General features: G+C 59.8%; 16 protein-coding genes. 5 read left to right on the top strand and 11 right to left on the bottom strand.

Translation table 11 applies throughout. The annotated features are described in order from the left end of the window. Window positions 1-11: 11 nt before the first annotated feature. The 5 genes from urtD to GSF67_RS11275 form a co-directional block, all read right to left on the bottom strand. Window positions 12-773, bottom strand: a complete 762-nt coding sequence (gene urtD, locus GSF67_RS11255; RefSeq protein ID WP_006314997.1) for an urea ABC transporter ATP-binding protein UrtD — start codon at window positions 771-773, stop codon at window positions 12-14. Between the two features lie 4 nt (window positions 774-777). Then, complete coding sequence (urtC, locus tag GSF67_RS11260) at window positions 778-1,953, bottom strand: urea ABC transporter permease subunit UrtC (protein WP_006314996.1); 1,176 nt, start codon at window positions 1,951-1,953, stop codon at window positions 778-780. Further along, on the bottom strand, window positions 1,950-3,563 hold the full coding sequence (gene urtB / locus GSF67_RS11265) for an urea ABC transporter permease subunit UrtB (RefSeq protein WP_006314995.1): 1,614 nt from the start codon (window positions 3,561-3,563) through the stop codon (window positions 1,950-1,952). Before urtB ends, urtC begins: the two co-directional genes overlap by 4 nt. Window positions 3,564-3,837: 274 nt before the next feature. Further along, on the bottom strand, window positions 3,838-5,127 hold the full coding sequence (urtA, locus tag GSF67_RS11270; RefSeq protein ID WP_006314994.1) for an urea ABC transporter substrate-binding protein: 1,290 nt from the start codon (window positions 5,125-5,127) through the stop codon (window positions 3,838-3,840). 340 nt (window positions 5,128-5,467) lie between these two features. Next, window positions 5,468-5,674, bottom strand: coding sequence for a DUF2735 domain-containing protein (locus tag GSF67_RS11275; protein ID WP_006314993.1), 207 nt, complete (start codon window positions 5,672-5,674; stop codon window positions 5,468-5,470). Window positions 5,675-6,154: 480 nt separating this feature from the next. Here GSF67_RS11275 and GSF67_RS11280 point away from each other — a divergent pair, with 480 nt between their 5' ends. The 5 genes from GSF67_RS11280 (at window position 6,155) to GSF67_RS11300 (ending at window position 13,294) form a co-directional block, all read left to right on the top strand. Continuing rightward, entirely contained in the window at window positions 6,155-7,189 is a 1,035-nt protein-coding gene (locus GSF67_RS11280; protein ID WP_006314990.1) for a glutamine synthetase beta-grasp domain-containing protein, read from the top strand. Window positions 7,190-7,351: 162 nt separating this feature from the next. After that, window positions 7,352-8,122, top strand: a complete 771-nt coding sequence (locus tag GSF67_RS11285; RefSeq protein WP_006314989.1) for an SDR family oxidoreductase — start codon at window positions 7,352-7,354, stop codon at window positions 8,120-8,122. Window positions 8,123-8,165: 43 nt separating this feature from the next. Next, entirely contained in the window at window positions 8,166-11,561 is a 3,396-nt protein-coding gene (locus tag GSF67_RS11290) for an ATP-binding protein (RefSeq protein ID WP_006314988.1), read from the top strand. Then, complete coding sequence (locus GSF67_RS11295) at window positions 11,558-12,487, top strand: response regulator (RefSeq protein ID WP_006314987.1); 930 nt, start codon at window positions 11,558-11,560, stop codon at window positions 12,485-12,487. Before GSF67_RS11290 ends, GSF67_RS11295 begins: the two co-directional genes overlap by 4 nt. A gap of 282 nt (window positions 12,488-12,769) precedes the next feature. Continuing rightward, entirely contained in the window at window positions 12,770-13,294 is a 525-nt protein-coding gene (locus GSF67_RS11300; RefSeq protein WP_006314986.1) for an AAA family ATPase, read from the top strand. 22 nt (window positions 13,295-13,316) lie between these two features. Here the strand turns inward: GSF67_RS11300 and GSF67_RS11305 are convergent, their stop codons facing one another. The 6 genes from GSF67_RS11305 to livM form a co-directional block, all read right to left on the bottom strand. Continuing rightward, window positions 13,317-14,033 (bottom strand): polysaccharide deacetylase family protein, encoded by a 717-nt coding sequence (locus GSF67_RS11305; RefSeq protein WP_006314985.1) that lies wholly within the window; start codon window positions 14,031-14,033, stop codon window positions 13,317-13,319. Window positions 14,034-14,175: 142 nt separating this feature from the next. Continuing rightward, entirely contained in the window at window positions 14,176-15,294 is a 1,119-nt protein-coding gene (locus GSF67_RS11310) for a branched-chain amino acid ABC transporter substrate-binding protein (RefSeq protein ID WP_006314984.1), read from the bottom strand. A gap of 118 nt (window positions 15,295-15,412) precedes the next feature. Continuing rightward, window positions 15,413-15,766: a DUF6867 family protein gene (locus GSF67_RS11315; protein ID WP_006314983.1), complete on the bottom strand. Its 354-nt coding sequence runs from the start codon at window positions 15,764-15,766 to the stop codon at window positions 15,413-15,415. Between the two features lie 170 nt (window positions 15,767-15,936). Beyond that, entirely contained in the window at window positions 15,937-16,665 is a 729-nt protein-coding gene (locus tag GSF67_RS11320) for an ABC transporter ATP-binding protein (protein WP_006314982.1), read from the bottom strand. After that, window positions 16,665-17,555, bottom strand: a complete 891-nt coding sequence (locus tag GSF67_RS11325; protein ID WP_006314981.1) for an ABC transporter ATP-binding protein — start codon at window positions 17,553-17,555, stop codon at window positions 16,665-16,667. The genes GSF67_RS11320 and GSF67_RS11325 overlap by 1 nt, the downstream gene beginning before the upstream one ends. Beyond that, window positions 17,555-18,952: a high-affinity branched-chain amino acid ABC transporter permease LivM gene (livM, locus tag GSF67_RS11330; protein WP_006314980.1), complete on the bottom strand. Its 1,398-nt coding sequence runs from the start codon at window positions 18,950-18,952 to the stop codon at window positions 17,555-17,557. Before livM ends, GSF67_RS11325 begins: the two co-directional genes overlap by 1 nt. Window position 18,953: the final 1 nt, after the last annotated feature.

Here is an 18,953-nt window from a genome sequence, read left to right on the forward strand (position 1 = left end):
AAACACCACCATCACCGCCCCAGATAATTCTCGATCACCTTCGGATCGCTCGACACGAAATCAATCGACCCTTCCGCCAGCACCGAACCTTCGGCGAGACACGTCACCTTCACGCCCAGTTCGCGGATGAAGCCCATGTCGTGCTCCACCACCACCACTGAACGGGTCTTGGCGATTTCCTTCAAAAGCACGGCGGTTTCAGCTGTCTCCGCATCCGTCATGCCCGCCACCGGCTCATCCACCAGCAGCAGCTTCGGCTCCTGCGCCAGAAGCATGCCGATCTCAAGCCATTGTTTCTGACCGTGCGAAAGATTGGCCGCGAGATCGCCGCGACGGTGGCCAAGCCGCACGGTGGCGAGGATTTCCTCGATGCGTGCCTTGTCCTCCTGCGTCAGCCGGTAGAACAGCGTGGCGAAGACACCGCGCTTGCGGTTCAGTGCCAGTTCCAGATTGTCCCAGACGGTATGGCTTTCGAACACCGTCGGCTTCTGGAATTTCCGGCCGATGCCCAGCTGGGCAATATCCGCCTCGTCCTTTTTGGTGAGATCGATACTATCCTCGAACAGCACCGTGCCGGTATCCGGCCGGGTCTTGCCGGTGATGATGTCCATCATTGTCGTCTTGCCCGCGCCATTCGGGCCGATGATGGCGCGAAGCTCGCCCGGCTCGACCACGAAGGAGAGGGAGTTCAGCGCTCTGAACCCATCGAAGGAGACGGAAACGCCATCGAGATAAAGCAGGCTTTTGGTTCTGTTTTCGGAAACCGTGTTCATGGGCTTACTCCGCCGCCTGTTGCGCTGCCGTTGCCGCACTGTCGTTGCCCGGCTGCTTGGCCGCCGCCGCCCGCGCGACACGCTTCTCACGCCGCCCGGCCAGATAATGCTGGATTGTGCCGACGATGCCCTTGGGGAAGAACAGCGTCACCGCGATGAACAGCCCACCCAGCGCAAACAACCAGAATTCAGGGAAAGCGCCGGTGAAATAGCTCTTGCCGCCATTGACCAGCAGCGCGCCGATGATCGGCCCGATCAGCGTGCCGCGCCCGCCGACTGCCGTCCACACCACCACCTCGATGGAGTTGGCGGGAGAAAATTCGCCGGGGTTGATGATGCCCACCTGCGGCACGAACAGCGCACCGGCAATACCCGCCATCATCGCCGAGACAACGAAGGTGAAAAGCTTGATGTTTTCCACCCGGAAACCGAGGAAGCGCACCCGGCTCTCGGCATCGCGCACGCCGACCAGCACCTTGCCAAATTTGGAATTGACGATGCCGGATGCGATGAGCAGCGAAAGCGCCAGCATCACGGCCGTGATGGCAAACAGCACGGCGCGCGTGCCATCCGCCTGCACCGAAAAACCGAGAATATCCTTGAAATCGGTGAGGCCGTTATTGCCGCCGAAACCCATGTCGTTGCGGAAGAAGGCAAGCAGCAGGGCATAGGTCATGGCCTGGGTGATGATCGAGAGATAAACGCCGTTGACGCGCGAGCGGAAGGCGAACCAGCCAAACACGAAGGCCAGCAGCCCTGGCACCACAAGCACCATCAGCGCCGCAAACCAGAACATGTCGAAGCCTTGCCAGAACCACGGCAATTCCTTCCAGTTGAGGAACACCATGAAGTCAGGCAGCACAGGATGGCCATAAACGCCGCGCGTGCCGATCTGCCGCATCAGATACATGCCCATGGCATAACCGCCGAGCGCGAAGAAGGCGGCGTGGCCAAGCGAGAGGATGCCGCAATAACCCCAGACCAGATCAAGCGCCAGCGCCAGTAACGCATAGGCCAAATATTTGCCCAGCATCGACATGATATAGGTCGGGATGCGGAACGCGCTGCCCTCCGGCAAAAGCAGGTTTGAGGCGGGCACCAGCACGGCAATGGCTAGAATAATGCCGATGGCGATGGAAATGCGGCGATCGAGCGCGCGCAGGAGGAAGCCGGTAATCATGCTTCGATCGCCCTTCCCTTGAGTGCGAAGAGACCACGCGGCCGCTTCTGGATGAACAGGATGATGAGGACGAGCACGAGGATCTTGCCAAGCACGGCCCCCACCGTCGGCTCGAGGAACTTGTTGAGCACGCCGAGCGACAGGGCACCTACCAGCGTTCCCCAGAGATTGCCGACACCGCCGAACACCACCACCATGAAACTGTCGATGATGTAGCTCTGGCCGAGATTGGGCGAGACATTGTCGATCTGCGACAGCGCCACGCCGGCAAGACCGGCAACGCCTGAACCGAGCGCGAAGGTGAAGGCATCCACCCAGGGGGTGCGAATGCCCATGGAAGAAGCCATGCGGCGGTTCTGGGTCACGGCGCGCATCTGCAACCCGAAGGCGGAGCGCTTAAGCAGCACCAGCAGCGCAAAAAACACCGACAGCGAGAAGCAGACGATCCACACCCGGTTCCAGGTGAAATTGAGATAACCGACGCTGAAGGAGCCGGACATCCAGCTCGGGCTGCCGACTTCCCGGTTGGTGGGGCCGAAGATGGAGCGCACGCCCTGTTGCAGGATCAGCGAGATGCCCCAGGTGGCGAGCAGGGTTTCCAGCGGCCGCCCGTAAAGATAGCGGATGACGCCGCGCTCCATGACGAGGCCGACGCAGGCCGTGACCAGAAAAGCGGCCGGCAGGGCAATCGCCAATGACCAGTCGAACAGGCCGGGGAAATGACTGCGGATCAACTCCTGCACCATGAAGGTGGAATAAGCGCCGATCATCACCATTTCACCATGCGCCATGTTGATGATACCCATCACGCCAAAGGTGATGGCAAGGCCGATGGCGGCGAGCAGCAGCACAGAGCCGAGCGACAGGCCGTACCAGACATTCTGTGCGTAATCCCAGAAAGCAAGCGCGCTTTCGATGCTGGAAATCGCCTCGTCCACATCCGGCTTCAGGCTCGGATCGACCGAGGGCGTCGCCGCCATCAGAATGCTGATCGCATCGCGCCCACCGAGCTTCTTGATGGTGGCGATCGCTTCTTTCTTCACCTCGAGGGGGCGGTCGGAGGAGAGCAGCGAGACAGCCCGCGCCTCCTCCATCCGGGTCCGCACCTCATTATCGGTTTCCTTTGATATGGCCGCTTCCAGCAATTCGAGATTTTCAGCGCTCGGCGCTTTCAGGACCGCGTCAGCCGCCGAAAGCCGCACGGATTTTTCCGGGCTGAGCAGCGTCAGCCCGCCCATCGCGGCGCGGATGACACGGCGTAGATTATTGTTCACCCTGATCTTGGTAACGGTCGCCTTCGGCGCCGAGCCGGCGCTTTCACCCGTCAGCGGGTCGATCAGCGTGAAATCGGAACCGGCGGGCTTGGTCATGAAGACGAGATTGTCGGATTTGCGCACGTAGAGATCGCCCGCCGCAAAAGCCTCCAGCGCCGGAACGACACGCGCATCGCCGGTTGCGGCGATCTGCCCGATCAATGTTTCGGCCTGCTTGAAATCAGCCGTGCCGAGCTGGTCGATCAGCGCCTTTGGGTCGCTTTGCGCGACGGCGTGGGCTGCGATCCCCATGGTGAACCAGAGGAAGATGGCTCCGAGAAAAGATCGGATCGTCATGTCGGGGGTCCTTAGGGCGGCCGTGTATTTTATCTGGCGATGAGTATGCGGCTTACCCCCCTCTGCCCTGCCGGGCATCTCCCCACAAGGAGGGAGATCGGCAAGGTGCACCTACGTCGCTCCATCGCGACCGACGAGAAATGCGGGGCCTCGCCACGAGTCGATCTCCCCACCTGTGGGGGAGATGCCCGGCAGGGCAGAGGGGGGCATGCTTGTTCAGTTTTCAATTATTGAAGCACCGCCCCCAAGAGAGGAGGCGGCACCAACCCCGCTATCAGCTACCCTTGCCGCCGCACTTTCCACTGGCCACATTGAAGTTGCCGCACGACATCGGCTTGCGCCAATCCGAGATCAGATCCTTCGAGTCCGGCAGGTAATCCGACCATTCATCCCCCACGACCTGCGGGGTCTGCTGCACGATTTCGAACTGCCCGTCAGCCTGGATTTCACCGATCAGCACCGGCTTGGTGATGTGGTGGTTCGGCATCACGGTCGAGTAACCGCCCGAAAGGTTCGGCACGGAGACGCCGATAATCGAGTCGAGCACCTTGTCCGTATCGGTGGTGCCGGCGGATTCGACGGCCTTTACCCAGGCGTTGAAGCCGATATAGGCGGCTTCCATCGGGTCGTTGGTCACGCGCTTGTCGTTCTTGGTGAATGCATGCCAGGTCTTGATGAACTCGGCATTGATGGGTGCATCGACGGACTGGAAGTAATTCCAGGCGGCAAGGTGGCCGACGAGCGGGGCTGTGTCGAGACCGGCGAGTTCCTCTTCGCCCACCGAGAAGGCGACGACCGGGATATCCTCGGCCTTGACGCCCTGGTTGGCCAGTTCCTTGTAGAAGGGCACGTTGGCGTCACCATTGATGGTGGAAACCACGGCGGTCTTCTTGCCGGCCGAGCCGAATTTCTTGATGTCGGACACGATCGTCTGCCAGTCGGAATGGCCGAACGGCGTGTAGTTGATCATGATGTCCTCTTCCTTGACGCCCTTCGACATCAGGTAGGCCTTCAGGATCTTGTTTGTAGTCTGCGGATAGACATAGTCCGTGCCGGCCAGAACCCAGCGCTCCACACCTTCGGTGCTGGCGAGATAATCGACAGCCGGAATGGCCTGCTGGTTCGGTGCGGCACCGGTGTAGAAGATGTTGCGCGAGGATTCTTCACCCTCGTACTGAACCGGGTAGAACAGGATCGAGTTCAGCTCTTCGAAAACAGGCAGAACGGATTTACGCGACGACGAGGTCCAGCAGCCGAACACGGCGGCGACCTTGTCCTGCGAAATCAGCTGGCGGGCCTTTTCGGCAAACAGCGGCCAGTCGGAGGCCGGATCGACCACGACGGCTTCGAGCTTCTTGCCGAGAACGCCGCCCTTCTTGTTCTGCTCGTCGATGAGCATCAGCATGGCATCCTTCAGCGTCGTCTCTGAAATCGCCATGGTGCCGGACAGCGAATGCAGCACGCCGACCTTGATGGTGTCGTCTGCGGCAAAAGCGCCATGGAAGGCGGTGGTGGACAGGATAGCGCCAAGCAGCGCAGCACTAAGCGTCTTGCGGAACATCATCGGAAGAACCCCTCTCCTTGTTGGCCTCTCGTGGAGGCTCAGCGGCATCTGCGGCCGCTGCTGGGAGGGACTATCGATCTCGCGGATGCGAAACCGTATACGTCAATTGACGTAGGCGGGGTGGCGAAAGCTGCATAGGGATGTGTGGGGAAGTTAACTCCCGGGCAGAAGTGCCCATGTGCAGCGGGACGCCTCCACTTGTTTCTTCCCCGCCGAGAGTAAGTCTGCGGCAGCGGAATGAGAGGGTAACGGTCGAGAAATACGGAAAGCTAGCCCTCTATCCGACCATCCGCGCCATTTTCTCCCCTGCAGGGAGAAGAAGACGCGGCAACGTCTCAGATCACGAATGCGGCTTGCCGTCCCGCTCTTCGTCACGGATCGCGTCGTCATGATACCAGGAGCCGAAATCCACGTGCGGCTCCTTTGCCTCACGCTCAAGCTCGCTCAGCCCGCTATTGCGGAACTTGGAAACGCCCGCACGCCCGCCAACCGGGAATTGAAAGATCGTTGCCGTCTCGCGATGAAAGCCAGTTGCCATATCGACCATCTCACTTTGTTTGCATCGAAACATTTAGGTCTGGAGCAAACCCGCAAAGACTGGATTCGCTCCGTTTGATTAAAAAAAAATCACGTTGCGAAAAATATAGGCATTAAACGGTCAATCAGCAAGAAAAACCATTCCGAAAGCGCCAGTTTTTGGGGCAAATGCCAATCCGTCGCGCGCAATCGAAATCATTGCATCGCAGCAGGGCATTTCAGCTGAGGATGCCGGCTATCTATCAGGATTCAATGATGAAACATGAGGGGTGAATTTGCCTGCCGCAGTGCAACAGAAGCGGGCGTCGCCGATATTGCAGCCCCGGCGCGCCAAGGCCCCTGAAAGATTTTTCGAAAAAATCGGCCGATATCGCCAATCTGGCACGCGGCATGCATCTAAGGGGTCAGCCCTTGAACGCGAATGTGCTTCCGGTGGCAAAAGCCACGGCAAGCCTCAAGGCTTCGCATTGTTACCTATGAGAGGTTCGTAATGACTAAGTTCAAACTCGAGTACATCTGGCTGGACGGATACAAGCCGGTCGCAAACCTGCGCGGCAAGACACAGATCAAGGAATTCGATGAATTCCCCACACTCGAGCAGCTGCCGCTTTGGGGTTTTGACGGCTCCTCCACCCAGCAGGCCGAAGGCCACTCGTCGGATTGCGTGCTGAAGCCCGTTGCGATCTACCCGGATCCGGCCCGCACCAACGGCGCGCTCGTCATGTGCGAAGTCATGATGCCCGATGGCGTTACCCCTCACGCTTCCAACAGCCGCGCCACGATCCTCGAAGACGAAGACGCATGGTTCGGTTTCGAACAGGAATATTTCTTCTACCAGGACGGCCGCCCGCTCGGCTTCCCGGAACAGGGCTACCCCGCTCCGCAGGGTCCGTATTACACCGGCGTCGGCTTCAAGAACGTCGGCTCGGTTGCCCGCGAAATCGTTGAAGAACACCTCGATCTCTGCCTCGAAGCCGGCATCAACCATGAAGGCATCAACGCCGAAGTGGCCAAGGGCCAGTGGGAATTCCAGGTATTCGGCAAGGGCTCCAAGCGCGCCGCCGACCAGATCTGGATCGCCCGTTACCTGCTGCTGCGTCTTTGCGAACAGTACGGCATCGACGTTGAATTCCATTGCAAGCCGCTCGGCGATACCGACTGGAACGGCTCCGGCATGCATTGCAACTTCTCGACCAAGTTCATGCGCGAAGTTGGCGGCAAGGACTATTTCGAAGCCCTCATGGCCGCTTTCGCCAAGAACTGGCAGGAGCACATCGACGTTTACGGTCCGAACAACCATCTGCGCCTGACCGGCAAGCACGAAACCGCTCCGTGGAACAAGTTCTCCTATGGCGTGGCAGACCGTGGCGCCTCGATCCGCGTTCCGCACTCCTTCGTCAACAACGGTTACCGTGGTTACCTCGAAGACCGTCGTCCGAATTCGCAGGGCTGCCCCTACCAGATCGCTTCCGTCGTTCTGAAGACGATCGCAGAAGTGCCGCTCGCAAAGTCGGCTGCTGCCTGATAACCCAGGACATGGCGTCGCCCGCAACCGGGCGACGCCATTTTTATGTCCACCGAACGGCTGGGCCGGACACGCGACCTTTTCGCCCTCTGCCCGCCCGTCATATTCTTCCTTAGGCGCAAACTCGACGAAGTTGCAGCACGTCAAGCAAGAAGGTGAGCGATGGGCATTCTCCAGAAATTCTCTCTCGAAAACCGCACCGCCATCATCACCGGCAGCGGTCGCGGCCTCGGTTTCGAAATCGCCAAAGGCTTCGCCGAGGCGGGCGCCCATGTCTGGCTGACCGGCCGTAACGCCGAGACGTTGCAACAGGCGGTCGACACGCTGCGCAAGGCGGGCGGAAAGGCCGATTATGCAGCCTTCGATATTGCCGACACGGCTGCAGGAAGCGCGCTTGTCCGCCGCATCATGGATGAGGCCGGCCACCTCGATATCCTCGTCAACAATGTCGGCGCGCGCGACCGCCGCCCGCTTGCCGAATTTACCGACGACGACGTGCTGGAGCTCATCCGCACCGACCTCACCTCCTCCATCTCGCTGTCGCGTGATGCGGCTGAAGCCATGAATGCCAACGGTTACGGCCGCATCATCACCATCACCTCCATTCTCGGCCATATCGTCCGGCCGGGTGATGCGATCTATCCCGTCGCCAAACAGGGGCTGACCGGGCTGATGCGGGCGATTGCCGTGGAATATGGCGCGCGCGGCATCACCAGCAACGCCATTGCCCCCGGCATGTTCGCCACCGAAACCAATGCCGCCCTTGCCGAAAACCCTGACATGGTGGCCTTTGCCAAGCTGCGCGTACCGCTGGAGCGCTGGGGCAGGCCCGATGAAATCGCCGGGGCCGCCCTGTTTCTCGCCAGCGACGCGGCCTCCTTCGTCAACGGCCACATATTGACGGTGGACGGCGGCATGTCGGTGCGGCTGTGAGAACGACGAAACATCATTTTCGGAAAGGCGCTGGATCCTAGGCATGGCCGCACGGCAACGCATCATCCCCGTCAGGCGCGAATATAACCGCTGGGTCGCCAACCAGACGCTGGAAGATTATGCGCTGCGCTTCACCGCCAAAAGCGCACGGCAATTTTCCTCCAACCGCATTTCCCACACGGCCATCGGCGCGATTTCCTTTCTGGCGCTGGAAGCCATCGGCGGCGCCATCACGCTCTCCTACGGCACCACAAATGCCTTCTACGCCATCATCGTCGCGGCCATCGCCATGCTCGCGGTTGGCCTGCCGATTAGCCGTTATGCCATCCGCCACGGCGTCGATATCGATCTCCTGACGCGCGGCGCAAGCTTCGGTTATATCGGCTCCACCATCACCTCGCTCATCTATGCCGCCTTCACCTTCATGCTCTTCGCCATAGAGGCGTCGATCATGTCCGGCGCGCTGGAACTGGCGCTCGGCATACCGCTCTGGATCGGCTACATCATCTCCGCCGTCATGGTCATTCCGCTCGTCACCCACGGCGTGCGCCTGATCAGCCGTTTCCAGATCATCACCCAGCCCTTCTGGATCGTGCTGAACATCCTGCCCTTCATCTTCATCGCCTTGATGGACTGGGAAAAATACGATCTGTGGCGGGCCTTCTCCGGCATTCACCATGCCTCCGGTCCGCCGGGCACCGTGGCGGATTTCAATCTGGTCGAATTCGGCGCAGCGTCTGCCGTCATCCTGGCATTGATGTCGCAGATCGGCGAACAGGTGGATTTCCTGCGCTTCCTGCCCGCCGAAGGCCAGAGCCGGCTGCGCCACCGCATCGCGGTGTTTCTGGCCGGTGCCGGCTGGGTCGTCGTCGGCGTGCCGAAGCTGCTGGCCGGCTCCTTCCTCGTGGTCCTCACCTTCAGCTCCGGCGTCTCGGTGGACCGCGCCGCCGATCCGGCGCAGATGTATCTCACCGCCTTCGGATACATGATCCCCAACGAGACGGCGGCCATGCTACTGATGGTCGCCTTCGTGGTCGTCTCGCAGCTGAAGATCAACGTGATGAACGCCTATGCGGGTTCGCTCGCCTGGTCGAATTTCTTCTCGCGCCTCACCCACAGCCACCCCGGCCGCGTCGTCTGGCTGGTCTTCAATGTGGCGATCGCGCTGCTTCTGATGGAACTCGGCATCTACCGCCTGCTGGAAGAAACGCTCGGCATCTTCTCCATCATCGCCATGGCATGGCTCTGCACCATCTCAGCCGATCTCTTCATCAACAAACCGCTTTGCCTTGCCCCGCCCGGCATCGAATTCAAGCGCGCCCATCTCTACGATATCAATCCGGTCGGCGTCGGCTCCATGGCGCTTTCGGCGACCATTGCGCTCATGGCGCATTTCGGCACCTTCGGCCCGCTCACCGCTTCGCTGGCGCCCTATCTGACGTTGATTGTCGCCTTTATTGCCTCACCGACGCTGGCCTTTGCCACCAAGGGGAAATTTTACCTGGCCCGCAAGCCGCGTCAGAAATGGCGCGAAGAAAGCAGCATCACCTGCTCGATCTGCGAACACCCGTTCGAACCGGAAGACATGGCATGGTGTCCGGCCTATGCTGCGCCGATCTGTTCGCTCTGCTGCTCGCTGGACAGCCGCTGCCACGACATGTGCAAGCCGAAGGCGAAGCTGAACTATCAGGTGGCAAGCATCGCGAAAACCTTCCTGCCCCGGCAACTGGTGGCAAAGCTCGCCACGCGGCTCGGACGCTACGGCATGGCGGCGGCCATCGCCGTCACCGCCATCGGCGGCATATTGGCGCTGATCGCCCATCAGGTCGGCACCGCCTCGCCGGCGACGGCTGACGTGGTGAACCGCACCATCCTCATCGTGTTTTTCGTCTTTGCCGTCATCGCCGGCATCGTCTGTTGGTTCCTTGTGCTTGCCCATGACAGCCGGGTGGTGGCGGAAGAGGAATCCTCGCGCCAGAATACGCTGCTGCTGAAGGAAATCGCTGCCCACAAGAAGACCGATGCCGCCCTTCAGGACGCCAAGGAAACCGCTGAGGCTGCCAACCGTGCCAAGAGCCGCTACGTGGTGGGTCTTAGCCATGAACTGCGCACACCGCTCAACGCCGTTCTTGGTTATGCCCAGATTCTCGAGCGTGACGAGACCATTCCCCCTCCCCGGCAATCGGCCATCAAGGTCATCCGCCGCTCCGCCGATCACCTTTCCGGTCTGATCGACGGGCTTCTGGATATCTCCAAGATCGAGGCCGGCCGTCTGCAGGTCTATTCCAACGAGATCAATATCAAGGACTTCCTCGATCAGGTCGTTGATATGTTCCGCCCGCAGGCGCAGGCCAAGGGGCTGGAATTCCGCCACGAGCGCACCGCCGCTCTGCCGCAATATGTCCGCACCGACGAAAAGCGGCTGCGCCAGATCCTCGTCAACCTGCTCTCCAACGCCATCAAGTTCACCGATGAGGGCAGCGTCACCTTCGATGTCGCCTATCGCAGCCAGGTGGCAAGTTTCACCGTGTCCGATACCGGCCGCGGCATTGCCGAAAAGGATCTCGCCCGCATTTACGAACCCTTCCAGCGCGGCGAGGCCGAAAGCGTGCGGCCGATGCCCGGCCTCGGCCTCGGGCTCACCATCACCAGGCTTCTGACCAACACGCTGGGCGGCGAAATTTCCGTCTCCAGCGAAAAGGACAATGGCTCCACCTTCCGCGTCCGCCTGATGCTTTCCGCCGTCCACCGGCCAAGCACCGCCCCTGCGCCGGAAAAGACCATCCGCTCCTATTCAGGCCCACGCCGCACCATCGTGGTGGTAGACGACAACGAGGATCACCGCGAGCTGATGCGACAGGTGCTTTCACCGCTCGACTTCGTGGTGCTTACCGCCCAATCAGGCCCCGAGTGCCTCACCCTCATCGAAGGCGTGAAACCCGATCTTTTCCTCATCGATATTTCCATGCCCGGCATGACCGGCTGGCAGCTTGTGACGAAGCTGCGCGAGGCTGGTCAGACCGCGCCGCTTATCATGCTCTCGGCCAATATCGGTGATGGGGCGGTCGCGGGTGCGGGCGACGACAACCACAATGACGCCATCGCCAAGCCGGTCGATATCCGTCACCTGTGCGACCGGCTTGCCGTCCATCTTGGCCTGAAATGGATCTACGAGACGGACCTGCCCCCGGCACCCGTTACCCAGCCGCCAGCGCAGGTCGTTCATCCCGGTGCAATTCACATCAAGGATTTGCAGCGGCTCGGCGAAATAGGCTACATACGCGGCATAGAGGCTAAACTCGCCGATCTTGCCCGCAACACGGACAACCTGCCCTTCACGCAAGAGCTCGGCACCTATGTGCAGGCCTTCGATCTGGCCGGTTACGCCCATTTTCTCAAGCGGTTTGAAGACAACGACAGGGGAGACGGCGGGGCATGAGCGGTCAGGTAGCAGCGGCTCCCAGAGACATCGTCCTGCTGGTGGACGACAGCCCGGACGCGCTGGGTTTCCTGACCGATGCGCTGGAACAGTCAGGCTTTTCCGCCCTCATCGCCACTTCGGGTCAGGCAGCCCTCAACATTGCCGAACGCATCACCCCCGATATCATCCTGCTCGACGCCGTCATGCCTGTTATGGACGGTTTCGAGACCTGCCGCCGCCTGAAGGCCAATGCGGCGGTGGCGCAGGTGCCCGTCATCTTCATGACCGGGTTGACCGAAACAGAACATGTGGTGCGGGCGCTGGAATCCGGCGGGGTCGACTATCTGACCAAGCCGATCAACATCGATGAGTTGCGCGCCCGCATCCGCGTGCATCTCTCCAATGCCCGCTCGGCCCAGAGTGCCCGCGTGGCGCTCGATGCCGCCGGGCGTCACCTGCTCGCCGTGCGCGCCAATGGCGCCATCCACTGGTCCACCCCACAGGCAACCCGTCTGGTCAATGCCGCCACCGGCCGCGATGACGGTCTGGAGATTGTCGTCGCCCATATTTCCGGCTGGCTGAAGGAGCGGGCGACGGTGGATGCCGCCCGCGACACGCCGCTGACGATCACCGAGGCCGGACGGCCTGCCCTGCAACTCTCCTTCCTCGGCGCGATGGGACCGGACGAATATCTCTTCCGCCTGACCGCCGCCAACGAGAAATCCGACGACCATCTGCTGAAAAGCCATTTCGCCCTGACGACACGGGAATCGGAAGTGCTGTTATGGATCGCCAAGGGTAAATCCAACCGCGATATCGGCGATATTCTCGGCCTTTCCGCCAGAACCGTGAACAAACATCTGGAGCAGATTTACGTCAAGCTCGGCGTCGAAAACCGCGCTTCGGCGGCCGTCAAGGCGGCGCATGTCCTGCATCAGGGGTGACGGATGCGTTTAGTGTGGTAAGATTCAACAAACATATATTTTCCGCTTGAACGTAAGGCATCCGCCTATTGAGCGAGCGGTGGCCGCGTCTTTCTTCTCCCCGAGGGGGAGAAGTCCGCGGCAGCGGGATGAGGTGGCACGGCCGGAGATATCCGGAGAGCTAGCCCCCTCATCCGACCCTTCGGGCCACCTTCTCCCCCTCGGGGAGAAGAAACAAGCGGCCACCTATCCTCCCCAAAATCTTCTGTTCCACCCTCATCCTCGAAACAGGAACAAACACGCATGAACCGTTTCATCATCCTTTCCGGCTGCTCCGGCGGCGGCAAATCCACCCTGCTTGCTGAACTCGCCCAGCGCGGTTTCGCCACGGTGGAAGAGCCAGGCCGTCGCATCGTCATCGAGGAAACCCGCAATGGCGGCACCGCCCTGCCTTGGATCGACATGCAGGCTTTCGCCCGCCGAGCCATCGCCATGGCGCTCGAAGACCGTCGGGTGACCCCAAAGGAAGGCCTCGTCTTCTTCGATCGCGGCCTGATCGACGCCGCCTCGGCACTTCACCATATAAGCGGCGATCGCTTCATCGATACGTTGCGCGATACGCACCGCTATAATTCTCTGGTCTTCCTCACCCCACCCTGGCCGGAAATCTACCGAAGCGATGATGAGCGCAAACACGGTTTCGATGCGGCCGTTGAGGAATATGAGCGCCTGGTTCGGGATTATGAGGGGCTCGGCTACGATATTGTCGTGCTTCCAAAATCAGCCGTTGCGGAGCGTGCGGACCTCATCCTGACACGCATCGGCTGACTTACACGCGACGATACCGGCCTCAGGGAGTTTCGAGCAATTGCGAAACCGTGACAAACTCGAACCCGCGTTGATGCAACCCGTCGATGATCAACGGCAAGGCCTGCCGGGATACTTCACGGCTTCGATACATGACATGCATGATGATTATCGAGCCGTTTCTTGTTTGCTCGATGACCTGCTTTGCAAAGGCAGCCGTATCTTCAGCGACATCGGGAAACGACTCCGGCTCAATATCCCACATGATTGTTTTCCGGTCATGTTGGGATAGGTACCATGGCAAAGTGAGCAGCTTCTTGCCATAGGGCGGGCGAAACATGATCTCGCCTTCATAACCTGCAGCCCGGATAGCCACATCCGTGCGCTCGATCTCGTCCCTTATACGCGCCGGCCCCATGAACATCATGTTGGAATGCGTATAGCTGTGGTTACCGACCTGATGCCCATCGTTCACGATCAGGCGTGCCTGCGACAGATTTTCTTCGGTCTCCTTGCCCGTCAGAAAGAAAGTCGCTTTTATCCCGCGCTCCTTCAGGATCCTCAGGACATCCGGCGTGAATCGCGCCGATGGCCCATCGTCGAAGGTCAGCGCCACCACCGGCCGCGTCGTTTCAAACCTTGCGATGATGCCGCCGAATAATTGCGTCGTCCGGGATTTACTGAAGACATGAAGGCCGAAGAATACCGTCGCCAGCGCGGCAAGAACAAGGAATAAAAATGTGGCTCGCTTTATCGTCATTGCTACCCCTCATAGCAATTTACGTGGAAGGTCTTTGTTTCGCGCCTTGTTGTCTCCAGTGTGGCAGGCAAAGCAGCAGAGTGTCGTCAAAAACAAAAAGCCCGGCATCGCTGCCGGGCTTCGATAGTGCATCGCTGAAGGCTTAGCTGCCCTGCTGGATGTAGGTGAACTTGCCGTCCGGACCCTTCTTCCATTCGTACATGACGTAGCCGGGAAGCTTCGGGTCGCCCTTCTCGTCGAAGGAAATTTCGCCGAGTGCGGTCGGGAAGGAGCCTTTCTTCAGGGCTTCGGCAACCTTTTCCGGCTCCACGGAACCCGCAGCCTTCGCGGCGCCTGCAATCGCCTGCATCGCGGCATAGGAGTAGAGCGTGTAGGCTTCCGGGTTGAAGCCGGCAGCCTTGAACTTCTCTACCAGTTCCTTGTTTTCCGGGCGCAGCGTCGGATCAGGGCCGAAGGTGTTCAGCGTGCCCTCGACGGCGTCGCCGGCGATGGAAGCAAGTTCGTTCGAGACAATACCGTCGCCCGAAACGAGCTTGGCCTTCAGACCCTGGTCAGCCGCCTGGCGGATGATCAGGCCGGCTTCGGTGTGCAGGCCGCCCCAGTAGATGATGGAAACGCCGGCTTCCTTCATCTTCGAGATCAGCGCGGAGAAGTCCTTGTCGCCGACGTTGACGCCTTCATACATGACCTCAGTCACGCCGGCAGCATTGGCAGCCTTTTTGGTTTCATCGGCAAGACCCTGACCATAAGGCGTCTTGTCGTGAATGATGGCGACCTTGGCGTCCTTGAAATGATCGGCCAGGTACTTGCCGGCGATGCCGCCCTGCTGGTCGTCACGGCCGCAGGTGCGGAAGGTGTTCCACAGGCCACGCTCGGTAAAGACCGGGTTGGTCGCAGCGGGCGTGATTTCGAGAATGCCGTTTTCGGCGTAAACTTCCGATGCCGGAATGGAAACACCCGAGTTGAAGTGACCGACAACGAATTTCACGCCGTCAGCAACGAATTTGTTGGCGACCGAAATACCCTGCTTGGGGTCGGATACGTCGTCGCCCAGCACGATCTTGATCTGCTCGCCATTGATACCGCCGGCAGCATTGATGTCTTTCGCAGCCTGTTCGGCACCCTTCTGGATCTGAGCGCCGAAAGCAGCGTTCGGGCCGGTCAGCGGTGCGCCGACAGCGATCACGACATCGGCCCAGGCCGAACCGCCAAACGCGACCATGGCGGTCAGCGCAACAGCGGAAAGAAGAGACTTCTTCATTACTTTAACTCCCAGTTCCTTGGATGGGTTGATTGCAAGGACCTGTTCGATACCCACCTTAACCGAACAGAAACCGTTCCACTCTGACGAGCATTGTGCAGCCGGAAAAATCCGCCTGTCAATCTTTCTTCTTGTAGGAAAATGCCGACGTCCGGTCGTAGAGCCAATAGTAGTTATTGACCATCTGGCTTGTCCGGCGCATGCGGAAACCGATGCTGGAAAAGACCAGAAGAAGAACGACGTCAAACACGTAATAGAAGCCGTTGATGAACGGCCCGTTGAAGAGCGCGTAATGCAGAAACCGCATGACGAGCCCCAATGCCAGCGTATAGATCACCACACGCGTATAATCGCCCCAGCCATCGGCGACGGATTTGCCCGTACGCCACGCCGTCCAGAACCCCAAGAGAACAACCAGTGCGCGCAGAACGTAACGCACGCCGTTATCGGTTTCGAAAAAAAGGCCCTGCATCTCTTTCCCCATCAGTGCCGGGCTGAAACGCCCTGACCCTGCCTTGTCTGTCGTCCCGTCGTTTTCCCGCCGGGCATTTTATTGTTTGCGTCCCGCCGTCGGCACCAGGGCCGCGGCAGGTTGCGGTTTGCAGTCTTGCGCCGCAAAATTTCCGGCGCAAGTAAAATCTTTCAGTGCCGTCCGCCTTCCAGATAGGCGGCGCGCACCTGCGGATCGGCGAGCAGTTCCCTGCCTGAACCGCTCATCGTCACCTTGCCGTTGACCATCACATAAGCGCGGTCGGAAAGCTTGAGCGCCGCAAAGGCGTTCTGCTCCACCAGGAAGACGGTCAGCCCCTCTTCCTTGTTCAGCTTCTTGATCGCCTCGAAGATGCCCTTGACGATCAGCGGGGCAAGACCGAGCGACGGCTCGTCGAGCAAAAGCAGCTTCGGCCGTGCCATCAGCGCGCGGCCGATGGAGAGCATCTGCTGTTCGCCGCCGGAAAGCGTGCCGCCACGCTGGCTCTGGCGTTCTTTCAGGCGCGGGAACATCACGAAAATCTTCTCGACGTCTTCCTTGAAATATTTCAGGTTGTCGAGATTGGCGCCCATCTGCAGATTTTCCAGTACCGTCATGCGCGGAAAAATCCGGCGGCCTTCGGGCGACTGGGCGATGCGCTTGCGGGCGATCAGATGCGTCGGCAGCTGGGTGATGTCCTCACCGTCGAAGATCACCTGGCCCGTGCGGGCCTGCGGACTGCCGCAGATTGTCATCATCAGCGTCGACTTGCCGGCGCCATTGGCACCGATCAGGCTGACGATTTCACCCTTTTTGACTTCGACATCGACACCGGCCAGAGCGCGGATATTGCCATAATAGGTTTCGACACCCTGGACTTTCAGAAGCGGTTCACCGGACATCAGGCCGCTCCTCCGTCGAGTTCTTCCGCAATCACGTCTTCCACTTCATCATCCTCGACACCAAGATAGGCGGCGATGACCTTCGGGTCGTTCTTCACATGGTCCGGCGAACCGTCGGAAATTTTCTGGCCGTATTCCAGAACCACGACATGGTCGGAAATCTGCATCACAACGGACATGTCATGCTCGATCAGGAGCAACGACGTGCCTTCGTCGCGTATGCTGCGCAAAAGCGTGTTGAGCGCCAGCGATTCCTTCGGGTTGAGGCCGGCGGCCGGCTCATCGAGGCACAGAAGTTCAGGCCCTGTGCACATGGCGCGGGCGATTTCCAGACGGCGCTGCGCGCCATAGGGCAGATCACCGGCAGGGTCATCGGCGCGGTCTACCAGATCGGCCTTTTCCAGCCAGTATTTGGCCTTCTCGATCGAATTCGCGACCGCCCTCTTATAGGCGGGCAGGCCGAGAAGACCGAGAATGGTGTAACCCGAAGCCTTCATCAGCGCATTGTGCTGCGCCACCAGCAGGTTTTCCAGAACAGTCAGGCCCGAAAACAGGCGGATGTTCTGGAAGGTGCGCGCCACCTTCGCCTTTTTGGTAATCTCGAAATCCGGCAGGCGCTCGAGAAGATGCGCCTCGCCGTTTTGCTGACGCATGGTGATCATGCCCATCGTCGGCTTGTAGAAGCCGGTGATGCAGTTGAAAACCGTGGTCTTTCCAGCGCCGTTGGGGCCGATCAGCGCGGTGATCTCGCCGCGCTTCGCCTCGAAGGAGAAGTCGTTGATGGCCATCAGGCCGCCAAACTTCATCGAGAGATGTTCGACCTTGAGGATCGTGTCGCCAGTTGTATTGCCGGTCGTATTGGATGTCATGTTCATCGTTCCGGAAGCCATCAACCGTGACCTTCCTTGGTAAAGCTGCCGGACACGGCCTTGCGTTCCCTGAGGAAGGCCGTGGGTTCACGCGAGCCGACGAAGCCGCGTGGCTTGAACAGCATGACGATGACCATGGCGAGACCGAAGAGCAGCATGCGGTAAAGTTCCGGCGTGAAATCAGGCCCGAAGACATGCTTCAGGAACTCCATTTCGCGCAGAAGCTCGGTGCCGCCGACCATGACGAGCGCCGCAATGGCGATACCCGTCAGCGAGCCCATGCCGCCGAGAACGACGATGGCGAGAATGACGGCGGATTCGAGGAACACGAAGCTTTCCGGCGACACGAAACCCTGACGCGCAGCGAAGAACGAACCGGCAAAACCGCCGAACATCGCGCCCGTGGCAAAGGCGGTGAGCTTGGTGATGACGGTATCGATGCCGAGCGAACGGCAGGCGATTTCGTCTTCACGCAACGCTTCCCAGGCACGGCCGATCGGCATGCGGCGCAACTTGATGGTGACGTAAGCCGTCAGCATGCACAGAAGCAGGATCACGTAGAACAGGAAAATCTTGTAATAGGCCGACGACATCGACAGGCCAAAGACCTTGGCGAAGTTGTTGGGCGCGCCGACATCGAAGGACCAGATGCCGAAGACGGACGCCTTGGCGATGCCGGAAATACCAAAGGTGCCCTTGGTGACGGCCGTCCAGTTCAACAGCACGAGACGGATGATTTCACCGAAGGCGAGCGTGACGATCGCCAGATAGTCGCCGCGAAGACGAAGCACCGGGAAACCGAGGATGACGCCCCAGAAGCCGGCAAGAATACCGGCAACCGGTAGAAGCACCCAGAAGGACAGGCCGAACTGGCTGGAAAGCAGCGCGTAGGAATAAGCGCCCACCGCATAAAAGGCCACATAACCGAGATCGAGCAGGCCAGCGAGACCGACGACGATATTGAGGCCCCAGGCCAGCATCACGTAGATCAGGATCTGGATGCCGAAATTGTCGACGAATTTCAGCGAACCCTGAAAACCGAAAAGCTGCACGGCAATCACGGGATAAAGCAGCAGCAGAACCAGCGCGAACTTCAGGAAGTGCTTATGGAAAAAGCCTTTTTCTTCGGAGATTTCCAGCACGCCGCTTTTGGCCTTGGAGAGCTTGCGCCGATCCAGCGACGGCTTGATGAAACCGACCACAAGAAAGCGGCCAACGGCGGCAACGGCGACGAAGATCGCCAGCAGCCCCCAGCGGGTGCCCCAGATCAGCTGGTTGTTGATATCCTGATAGGTGATGATGCCGATATAGAGAATGAACATGCCGAACGAGATGACGCCGGCAATCAGGCCCTCCTTCACGGCCGTCGCCATCAGGCTCGGGCTGGAAGCGGCATTTTCGGAAGCGATATTGGTCATG

Origin of the sequence: Agrobacterium sp. CGMCC 11546 (assembly GCF_013365515.1) — a bacterium.
In the GTDB taxonomy this organism is placed as follows: Bacteria; Pseudomonadota; Alphaproteobacteria; order Rhizobiales; family Rhizobiaceae; genus Agrobacterium; species Agrobacterium fabrum.

What these genes read in the sequence shown, in the direction of transcription:
- urtD (WP_006314997.1), bottom strand. Translation starts at nt 773, where the DNA reads ATGAACACGGTTTCCGAAAACAGAACCAAAAGCCTGCTTTATCTCGAT.
- urtC (WP_006314996.1), bottom strand. Translation starts at nt 1,953, where the DNA reads ATGATTACCGGCTTCCTCCTGCGCGCGCTCGATCGCCGCATTTCCATC.
- urtB (WP_006314995.1), bottom strand. Translation starts at nt 3,563, where the DNA reads ATGACGATCCGATCTTTTCTCGGAGCCATCTTCCTCTGGTTCACCATG.
- urtA (WP_006314994.1), bottom strand. Translation starts at nt 5,127, where the DNA reads ATGATGTTCCGCAAGACGCTTAGTGCTGCGCTGCTTGGCGCTATCCTG.
- GSF67_RS11275 (WP_006314993.1), bottom strand. Translation starts at nt 5,674, where the DNA reads ATGGTCGATATGGCAACTGGCTTTCATCGCGAGACGGCAACGATCTTT.
- GSF67_RS11280 (WP_006314990.1), top strand. Translation starts at nt 6,155, where the DNA reads ATGACTAAGTTCAAACTCGAGTACATCTGGCTGGACGGATACAAGCCG.
- GSF67_RS11285 (WP_006314989.1), top strand. Translation starts at nt 7,352, where the DNA reads ATGGGCATTCTCCAGAAATTCTCTCTCGAAAACCGCACCGCCATCATC.
- GSF67_RS11290 (WP_006314988.1), top strand. Translation starts at nt 8,166, where the DNA reads ATGGCCGCACGGCAACGCATCATCCCCGTCAGGCGCGAATATAACCGC.
- GSF67_RS11295 (WP_006314987.1), top strand. Translation starts at nt 11,558, where the DNA reads ATGAGCGGTCAGGTAGCAGCGGCTCCCAGAGACATCGTCCTGCTGGTG.
- GSF67_RS11300 (WP_006314986.1), top strand. Translation starts at nt 12,770, where the DNA reads ATGAACCGTTTCATCATCCTTTCCGGCTGCTCCGGCGGCGGCAAATCC.
- GSF67_RS11305 (WP_006314985.1), bottom strand. Translation starts at nt 14,033, where the DNA reads ATGACGATAAAGCGAGCCACATTTTTATTCCTTGTTCTTGCCGCGCTG.
- GSF67_RS11310 (WP_006314984.1), bottom strand. Translation starts at nt 15,294, where the DNA reads ATGAAGAAGTCTCTTCTTTCCGCTGTTGCGCTGACCGCCATGGTCGCG.
- GSF67_RS11315 (WP_006314983.1), bottom strand. Translation starts at nt 15,766, where the DNA reads ATGCAGGGCCTTTTTTTCGAAACCGATAACGGCGTGCGTTACGTTCTG.
- GSF67_RS11320 (WP_006314982.1), bottom strand. Translation starts at nt 16,665, where the DNA reads ATGTCCGGTGAACCGCTTCTGAAAGTCCAGGGTGTCGAAACCTATTAT.
- GSF67_RS11325 (WP_006314981.1), bottom strand. Translation starts at nt 17,555, where the DNA reads ATGGCTTCCGGAACGATGAACATGACATCCAATACGACCGGCAATACA.
- livM (WP_006314980.1), bottom strand. Translation starts at nt 18,952, where the DNA reads ATGACCAATATCGCTTCCGAAAATGCCGCTTCCAGCCCGAGCCTGATG.